Here is an 8,230-nt window from a genome sequence, read left to right on the forward strand (position 1 = left end):
CCGACGGCGACACCCCCGCCGCCGAGCGGGCCGCACGGGCCCGCACCGCCGTCCAGGACGCGATGCGGCACGCCTTCGGCGCCGTCCTCGGGGCCTGCGGCCTCGACCTCCAGTGGTGCCGCCCGTCCGCGCTCCCGTACCAGCTGCGCGCCTACGGCGCCGCCGAGCAGCCGCCGGTACGCCACTGAGGCCCGGCCCGCGCGTCCGGGGCGTCCGGGGCGTCCGGGGCGTTCGGGGCGTTCGGGGCGTTCGGGGCGTCGGCTACGGGGCCTCGGCCTCCTCCCGCAGCCCACGGACTGAGGGCCCGTGCGGTTGCGGCCGCGGTCGCCAAGGCGTGCGGAGGCGGTGGGCCAGGGCGCTGGCCGCCACGCAGAGGGCCAGCGCGGTCCAGAGCAGCGGGGGGTTCTGCAGGCCCAGGCCGATGACCGCCGGTCCGACCGCGTAGGACACCGTCCAGGTCAGCTGGAACAGGGACATGTACGGTCCCTCGTCGCCCTTGGGCGCCATGGCGACCGCCGTCGCGGCCGCGGTGGGCTTCGAGGCCAGTTCGGCCAGCGCCAGCACCACCGCCACGAGGACGGCGAGCGGGCCCTGGAGGGCGTGCGGGGCGGTGGAGACCGTCGCGGTGAGGGCGATGGCGCCGGCCGCCGCGCCGATCGACAGGCCCAGGACCCGCGAGCGGCTCCAGCCGGACAGCAGTCGGCTGATCCGCATCTGCAGGGTGGTGGCGGTGGCGTAGCGCACGGCGACCACGACGGTCGGCCAGTAGGCGGCCTGGTGGAGGCCCTCCACCAGGTAGAGGGGGAAGGCGACGGTCGGGATCAGCCAGGCCGCCGAGAGCAGCGTCTGGGACGCGACCAGGGACAGGAACGGCCGGTCGCCGAGCGCAGCCCGGGTGTTCGACCTCGCCGCCCGGAGCCCGGGCCGATCGGCGGCCGGCACGGTCACCCCCAGCAGGAGGGCGGCCGCGAGGAGGGAGCTCGCGCTGTTCAGGGCGAGCGCGACCTCCAGGCCGTGCCCGCCGGCGAGCGCCATCAGGGCGGTCGCCCCCAGGGTGCCGACGCCCAGGGAGGTCGTCTTGAGCACGGTGACCGCGGAGAACCACTCGGTGAGTTCCTCCGGCTTCGCGAACCGCGCGACCAGGGTGGGCCAGGCAGCGCCGTAGAGGCGGTCGGAGGCCGTCACCACGAAGGTGGCGGCCGCGACCGTGAACAGGTTCCCGGCCGCGAAGAACAGCCCGTACCCGAGCGCGGTCAGGACGTTGCTGACGACCAGGCAGGACTTGGGCCCCACCGCCTGGACGGCCCGTCCGCAGAGCGGCACGACGGCGAAGGACGCGAGCGACCCGACCGTCACGGCGGTGCCCGCGGCGGCCGCCGGGAAGTGCCGGACGGTGACGAAGAACAGCAGCGACAGCGGCAGGAAGACGCCGGAGCCGAACGTGTCGATCGCCACCGAGAGGAACAGCCGCCGCTGCCGACGGAACCGCCCGGCCCCTGTCATGCCACCCCCACCTCGAACCCGCCCCCGGCCGTCGCGCGACTACCGCGTGGTTACCGCATCGCGCGCAGCTTGAGAATGTACGTCGCGGTGAGCGCGACCGCACGGTCCTCGTCCCGCGCGAGCGCTTCGAGGGCGCGGGACGCCGTACCGCCCGGGACGTCCGCGAGCGCCTGGGTCAGCCGTCGGCGCGCGTCCGGGCCGACGGCCTCCTGGGCGAGGCGGTCGACCAGCCCGGCGGCGATCCGGTCCGCCAGCGCGGGGCCGCTCGCCGGCGTGGCGCCGTCCGCCGGAGCGGGATCGTCCACCGAAGCGGAGCCGTTCGCCAGCGCGCCCAGCGCGTCCGCCGCGTCGGCGTCGTTCGTCGCCCCGACGATCATGTCGATGAGCGTCGGGACCGCGTCGGCCACGCCGCGGGCCCCGAGCGCCAGGGCCGCGTACCTGCGGACCACGGCGTCCGGGTGCCCGAGGGCGTCCCGCAGCAGCGCGGTCGCCGTCCCGTCCGGCAGCTCGGCGAGGGACCGGACGGCCCGTTCGCGCACCTCGGCCGCGGACGAGTCCAGCCCCTCCGCGAGCAGGGCCGTCCCGTCCCCGCCCGACTGCGCCAGCGCCCACCGGAGCGCCCCGGCGACGATCGGGTCCGACTCGCCCAGCACGGCCTCGACCAGCGCCTCCACCGGCACCGCCGCGTCCTCGCCCGCGGACAGCGCGGCGCGCTGCCGCGCCCCCGGGCTCTTCGACTCCAGGGCCTGGAGCAGCGCGACGACCCGGAGGACCTCCTCCCACCCGGCGGGCTCCGCGGCGTCGATCCGCCGCAGCCGGGTGAGCAGCTCCGTCTCCGCCGCGATGCGCTCGCGGGTCCGGAGGATGAGGTCCTCGACGAGCTCCGCGGGCGCGAAGCCGGGATCGTCCAGGGCCCGACCGACGTCGCGCAGCGAGAGGCCCAGCGACCGCAGGCTCTCGATGTGGAAGATCCGCCGGATGTCCTCGTCCGCGTACCGGCGGTAACCGGAGCCGGTGCGCCCCGTCGGACGCACCAGCCCGAGCGACTCGTAGTGCCTGAGCATGCGGGCGCTGACCCCCGACCGCCGGGCCACGTCGCCGATCAACACTGCCTACCGTCCCTCCTGGCGGCCCTCGCCGAAGACCGCCGTGCGCTTCGCCTCCTCGACGGCGAGCTCGAACCCGGCGTCCGGGTCGTGCCACAGCCGTTCGGTGGCGAGCGCGTGCGCGCGCACCCCGGGGTCGGGGTCCGTCGTCGCGGCGCCCAGCGTCGGCAGCACCGCCTCCCCGAGCGCGACCAGCGCCCGGCTGAGGCTCAGCCGCGTCTCGCGTCCGCCGCGCCCGAGCTGAGCCGCCAACACTACGGCCAGCGCGGGCACCCCGTCCTCGGGTACGAGCACGACCGCGGCCCGCCAGGCGCTGCGGGCCACCTCCTCGTCGGCGTCGGCCAGCAGCGCCGGCGTGATCGCCGGCCACGCCCGCCGGTCCCCGATCTTGGACAGCGTGTGCAGGGCCTGGCTCCGGGCCTGCGCCCGCTCCGCGCGGACCTCGCCGAGCAGCAGCGGGACGGTCACCGCCGCCTCGTGCCGGGTGAGCGCCCAGGTGAGCATCTCGCGCACGGAGAACTCGGGCTCGACCGCGCACCGCCCGACGAGCGGGCGGACGAACCCCGCGTCCGGGTTCGTGCCGACGGCCAGCGCCGCCCGCAGGCGCACCGACGGGTCGTCGTGCTCCAGCCCGCGGAGCGCCGCCCGCATCGTGTCCCTGTCCTCTTCCGGCCTGGTCATCAGGACCACCTCCTGGGCCACAGTGAAGGGCTTGTCACGGTGTCAAGGTCAAGCGGATTCCGTGCGCGGTGCCCGCGGCGGCCCGGGCGAGGGCGGGGCGGCGGCCGGGGCAGCGGTCGGGGCGGGCCGGTCGTCCGACGGCGGGATGGAGGGTCCGGTCTTACGGTGAATGTGGGGCTCTGCCGGTGCGGGTGCCCCGCTCCGCGTCGTCCGGAGCCCCTCCACCCGGCTGCTCGTCCCTCCGTCCCCGTCCCCGTCCCCCGTCCGCGAGGCGACCGCGATCGAAGGAGACCGTGTCATGGCCAGCAGTACGTCCGGAGTCGGCCCCACCGCCCGGGGCCGCGAGCAGTACCCCTACGCGTCAGGGTGGACCATCTTCGCCGGGGTCATGCTGATCACCGCCGGCCTCATGGCGATCTTCCAGGGCAGCGCCGCCATCACCCACGACAGCCTGCTCGTCGTCACCCGCAGCTACGTGTACGCGATGAACACCGAGGGCTGGGGATGGATCCACCTCATCCTCGGCGTCTTCGTCGTCGTGGCGGGTGTCGCGGTCTTCAGCGGCGCCGCCTGGGCCCGCATCGTCGGTCTGGTCGTGGCAGGGCTGGGGATGATCGCCAACTTCCTCTGGCTGCCCTACTACCCCCTGTGGGCCATCGTCCTGATCGCGATCGACGCCCTCGTCATCTGGGCCCTGTGCGTCGGAACGATCAAGACGGACCCGATCTGACGGACGGCACGGCCGCCGCTCCACGGGCCGCCCCGGCCCCGGCGGGTCCCCCTCAGTGCCCCGGTGCGGCGCGGCGCCGCCGTCGAACCGTGTGCCGGACCGCCGTCGGTGCCAGCCCCACCCCCACGCTCACGGCGACCGCCGCCGCGGCCAGCAGAGTGGACCGCCAGGGCCAGGACGCGCCGGTCAGCTCCAGATGGGCCGAGGGGTACTCGGAGAACTTCGCGATGGTCAGTGCCGTCCGGCGGTCGCCGTGCTCGGCGAGGTCCCGCAGGACCGGATCGAAGCCGAACTCCCCGGACCGCCGCCCTCCGCCGGGCAGTTCGGCGGCGAGCCCGTTGCGCAGGGCCCAGCCGCCCAGCGCACCGTCGAGGCCGGAGGCGTCCCTGACGCCAGGCACCACGAAGCGGTCCGCCCCGTGGGCGCCTCCCGTCGCGGGCCGGGTGACGAGGACCAGGCCGTGGCGGGTGGTGACGGTGTCGCCGGCGCCGATCACCAGCGTCCGGGTGGCGAAGGAGACTCCGCCGTACCCCTCGAAGGCGGCGGCCGCGTCGATCTCCTCGACGCCGTCGACCAGGCCGATGGCCGTGGTGGGGCGCAGCCACGGGAACGCGGCGTTGAGGGCGTACGGGAGGTCGCCGAGGGCGAGGTGGTTGGCCGGTATCGCGGTCGCCCCGTCCGGAGTCCAGCCGGGGTAGGCCAGGCCGGTGCCGATACGGGTCGACTCCGCCTCGCCGGCCAGTTCCCCGACCAGCCGCAGCGCGCCCACGGTGCCGGAGGTGACGCCCGCGGTGGTGGTCACCCGCCCGTCCTCGACGTAGCGCCGCCCGCGCTGCCAGTCGACCTTCGGGTAACCGCGCTCCAGGGAGCCGATGTTGGACCAGAACGACGTGGCCTGGCGGCCGTCGAGCAGACCGGAGGCGGCCAGCAGCTCGGAGCCCGCGCACACCCCGAGGATCCGGGCGCCCTTGCGGTGGCGTTCGACGATCCACTCGCGCAGGCGCTCCTCGCCCGCGCCGGCGGGGTCGGTCACGGCGGGCACGACCACCACGTCGGGTTCCGGCAGAGTGCCGTCCGCCACCTCGGCCAGCGTGTGGTCGGGCAGCAGATGGGCGCCGCCGGACAGCGGGGAGACACGGCGTTCGGCGGCCACCGTGTAGACGAACATCGTCGGCGACTCGGCGAACACCTGGTAGGGCGCGAGGACGTCGGTGGCCACGGACCCCTCGTTGCTGACCGCGACCGCCACGGTGATCCTGCCCTCCGGCACCGGCCGGGCGGTCGGCCACTCCCGGGCACCGGATCCGCGCGGCGCAGGGGCGAAGCTGTCCGCCATCGACGCGCTCACCCCCGCGAAGGCGATCCCCGCGAAGGACGCGGCCGCCAGACCCGTGCCCAGCAGCACCCGGCCGGTACGGAGCAGCGCCCGGTGCCCCCTGCGTGGCCCGGAACTCATCGCGAACAAGACATACCTCGACAATCCGGGCACGTTCCGGCAGCACGGTGCCGTCGGCCCTCGTGGAAACGGGAAAGGGGGAAACCGGAGGAGATCGGGGGAAACCGGTCGCAGAAGAGGCTCTACGCCGAGGAGGCCGGGCCCGTCAGGCGGTCGGCCGCAGTGGCGCCCGCAGCAGCGAGGGCGGGGCCCCGAAGGCGTCGGCGACCACCCGGCGCAGCTGCCGGGCGTCACGGAACCCGCACCGGAGCGCGACCGCCTCCACCGTCAGGTCGGTACCGGACAGCAGGGCGCGGGCCCGCTCCAGCCGCAGTTGCCGCTGGTAGGCGAACGGGGTGAGGCCGGCGGCCGCGGTGAAGGCCCGCGTCAGACCGCGAGGGGACAGCCCGGCGATGCCGGCGAGTTCACGCAGGGTGAAGGCGGCGTCCAGATGCTGCGCCAGATGGTCCTGCACCCGGTGCACCGCGGGCTGGACGTGGTCGCGGTGCCGCAGGAACGGACTGATCTGTGCCGCGTCCCCGTCCCGCCGCAGGTACAGCACCAGCTCACGCGCGACCCGCCCGGCCAGCTCCGGGCCGCGCTCCCGCTCGACCAGGGACAACGCGAGATCGATCCCCGACGAGATGCCCGCACTGGTGCTGACCCGCCCGTCGTGCACGTAGAGCGCGGCCTCACGCACCCGGGCCCGCGGGTACCGGTCGCGCATCGCCGAGGTGAGCGACCAGTGGGTCGTGCACGCCCTGCCGTCCAGCAGCCCCGCCTCCCCCAGGACGACCGCACCGCTGCACACGGACGCCACCCGGGCACCCGCGTCGTACGCCTCACGCACCCAGCGCACGACGGCGGGCGCCACCAGCCGGTCGGATCCGGTCAGCCGGGGGCCCGGCACGAGCACCAGGTCACCGGCTGCCGCCCGGCTCGTGTCCAGCGGCGCCAGCCCCGCCAGCCGCAGGCCCTGGGCGGACCGCAGAGCGTCCGCCTCGGCGACGTACTCCAGCCGGTAACCGCCGCCGAGCTGCGCCGCGGCGTCGAACACCTGCACAGGACCGCCGAGGTCCAGCAGATTCACCTCGGGCAGCACCAGGACCAGCACCCGCCCGGTACACCCGTCCGTCTCCTCGCTCACCCCGCCACGGTAGGCCGCGAGGAACCGCCCGCACGAGGTCTCCCAGGGGCGGACGGCGGACGGATCTGGCACTGGACGCGGCGGACGCCGGCCCGGCGCACCGGCCTCAGCACCGGCCGGTCAGGACGGCCGCCCGCCGAACTGCCAGTCGTGCACCTCGATGTCGGCGTACCGCTCCCGGGTCAGGACGGCGCCCGCCGCATCCCGGTCCGGCGCCCGGAGCAGCGCGGCCGTACCCAGCCAGGCGGTGCCGTCGTCGGACAGCAGCGGACCGTAGGCGATCAGCCCGTCCCGGTCGGCCGGCACGGCGAGGTCGACGGCCGGCCCCGAGCCGAGGCCGAGCACCAGGTACCGGTTGCCGCCGGTCCGGCCGCCGGGGAAGTCCCACATGGTGCGCCCCAGCGTGTTGCTCCACCGCCGCAGCAGCACGTCCCGGTAGACGCCCGCCTGGTAACCCGGCTCGGCGAAGGCGAACGCCCGGGCCGCGGCGGCATCGGGCAGGTCGATGATGTGCACGCTGCCGGTGGGGGCGTCGCGGTCCTCGGTGAGGGTCGGGCCCCGGGCGATCAACTCCTCCGCGTACCCGTCCATGTAGGACCAGTGCTGTTCCAGCAGTTCGCGGCGCAACGTCCCGGAGCCGGGCCGGTCGCGGTGGTAGCAGAAGAACTCCATGCCCGTAGGGTCCCCTGAAGGAGGCGGCCAGGTCCAGGGCCTGCGTCGACGGCGGATTCCGACCGCATGCCTCCGTGACGGCCGCACAGGGCGGTGGCCCGGGAGGACTTCCTCCCGGGCCACCGCCCTCGGCCCGTCAGGACCGGTCCGGCCTTGTCGGGCTCACTCGCTCACCCCGCCCGCCCGACGCCTGCGCGCCCGGACCAGGAGCGCCAGCACCGAACCGAGCCCGGCCAGCGCCGCACCGGTCGCGGCGTAGGGCCGGACCGACGAGCCGGTGTCCGGCAGCGGCCCACCCTCGTGGTGCTGCTGGTGCCCGCCCTGCGGGTGTCCACCCTGCGGGTGCTCGCCGGGGCCGGTGCTGCCGTGCTCCGGCCCCTGGCCGTTGCCGTTCCCGTTGCCGTGGCCACTGCCGTTCCCGTTGCCGTTCTCATGGCCGGGCTTGTGCTCGTGGCACTCCTCCTTCTCGCACGGCGGCGTGCACCGGGCGAGCGCGGAGGACGGCGGAGTGGTCACCGGCTCGGTCCCGGGCGGCGAGTTCGGCGGCATGTAGGAGGCCGTGACCGTGTTGACGGTGTCCTCACTGATCAGGCTGGAGCAGTAGAACTTCTTCGTCTGCCCCGCTGCCAGATCGAACGTCCCGGCCGCCACCGTGCAGGACACCTCCTGGCGGTCGTTCAGCGTGATCCCGGTCAGGTCCACCGTGCCGGTGTTGGTCACCGTGATCTGCCAGAACGCCTGGCACTTGTCCGGCGCACACGGCTCCTCGGACGCCCCGCCCTTGTGCAGCGTCACCTCCTTGCCCCACGGCCCGGCGCCGCCCTCACCGCAGTCGCCGGACTTGTCCGACTGGCAGACCTCCTTGTCGACGCTCAGCGACGGAACGTTGGTGCCGCTCACATCCACGCGCGCCTCGGAGGGCGGTGTGGTGATCGGGGTGCCGCCGGGGCCGGGGA

8 protein-coding genes and 1 pseudogene are annotated in these 8,230 nt (G+C 75.2%); 2 read left to right on the forward strand and 7 right to left on the reverse strand.

Translation table 11 applies throughout. The features are described from left to right. The coding region (locus AE652_RS28835) for a hypothetical protein (RefSeq protein ID WP_049656741.1) at window positions 1-188 on the forward strand (188 nt) is incomplete at its 5' end. Window positions 189-261: 73 nt separating this feature from the next. Here AE652_RS28835 and AE652_RS28840 read toward each other — a convergent pair. The 3 genes from AE652_RS28840 to AE652_RS28850 are packed head-to-tail and all read right to left on the reverse strand — an operon-like array spanning window position 262 to window position 3,290. Further along, on the reverse strand, window positions 262-1,503 hold the full coding sequence (locus tag AE652_RS28840; protein WP_049656742.1) for an MFS transporter: 1,242 nt from the start codon (window positions 1,501-1,503) through the stop codon (window positions 262-264). Window positions 1,504-1,553: 50 nt separating this feature from the next. After that, a complete protein-coding gene (locus tag AE652_RS28845) occupies window positions 1,554-2,612 on the reverse strand; it encodes a MerR family transcriptional regulator (RefSeq protein WP_049656744.1) in 1,059 nt (352 codons plus the stop codon). A gap of 3 nt (window positions 2,613-2,615) precedes the next feature. Further along, entirely contained in the window at window positions 2,616-3,290 is a 675-nt protein-coding gene (locus AE652_RS28850) for a HEAT repeat domain-containing protein (protein WP_049656759.1), read from the reverse strand. A gap of 298 nt (window positions 3,291-3,588) precedes the next feature. On the opposite strand from AE652_RS28850, the gene AE652_RS28855 reads away from it, so the two are divergent. Next, entirely contained in the window at window positions 3,589-4,020 is a 432-nt protein-coding gene (locus tag AE652_RS28855) for a hypothetical protein (protein ID WP_049656746.1), read from the forward strand. A 52-nt stretch (window positions 4,021-4,072) separates the two neighbouring features. Here AE652_RS28855 and AE652_RS28860 read toward each other — a convergent pair whose 3' ends face one another. From AE652_RS28860 to AE652_RS28875, 4 genes and pseudogenes are all read right to left on the reverse strand, one after another. Then, window positions 4,073-5,476 carry a DJ-1/PfpI family protein gene (locus tag AE652_RS28860; protein WP_049656748.1) on the reverse strand — a complete coding sequence of 468 codons (1,404 nt, stop codon included), beginning with the start codon at window positions 5,474-5,476 and terminating at the stop codon, window positions 4,073-4,075. 145 nt (window positions 5,477-5,621) lie between these two features. Continuing rightward, window positions 5,622-6,602, reverse strand: coding sequence for a GlxA family transcriptional regulator (locus AE652_RS28865; RefSeq protein ID WP_049656751.1), 981 nt, complete (start codon window positions 6,600-6,602; stop codon window positions 5,622-5,624). 120 nt (window positions 6,603-6,722) lie between these two features. After that, window positions 6,723-7,274, reverse strand: coding sequence for a YciI family protein (locus tag AE652_RS28870; protein WP_049656755.1), 552 nt, complete (start codon window positions 7,272-7,274; stop codon window positions 6,723-6,725). 162 nt (window positions 7,275-7,436) lie between these two features. Then, window positions 7,437-8,230: pseudogene (locus AE652_RS28875) on the reverse strand (DUF11 domain-containing protein); the annotation flags it as partial.

It is taken from the genome of Kitasatospora sp. MY 5-36 (genome assembly GCF_001182915.1).
GTDB lineage: Bacteria > Actinomycetota > Actinomycetes > Streptomycetales > Streptomycetaceae > Kitasatospora.

Excerpts from the sequence above, each read along its gene's own strand:
- AE652_RS28840 (WP_049656742.1), bottom strand. The coding sequence starts at position 1,503 with ATGACAGGGGCCGGGCGGTTCCGTCGGCAGCGGCGGCTGTTCCTCTCG.
- AE652_RS28850 (WP_049656759.1), bottom strand. The coding sequence starts at position 3,290 with ATGACCAGGCCGGAAGAGGACAGGGACACGATGCGGGCGGCGCTCCGC.
- AE652_RS28855 (WP_049656746.1), top strand. The coding sequence starts at position 3,589 with ATGGCCAGCAGTACGTCCGGAGTCGGCCCCACCGCCCGGGGCCGCGAG.
- AE652_RS28860 (WP_049656748.1), bottom strand. The coding sequence starts at position 5,476 with ATGAGTTCCGGGCCACGCAGGGGGCACCGGGCGCTGCTCCGTACCGGC.
- AE652_RS28870 (WP_049656755.1), bottom strand. The coding sequence starts at position 7,274 with ATGGAGTTCTTCTGCTACCACCGCGACCGGCCCGGCTCCGGGACGTTG.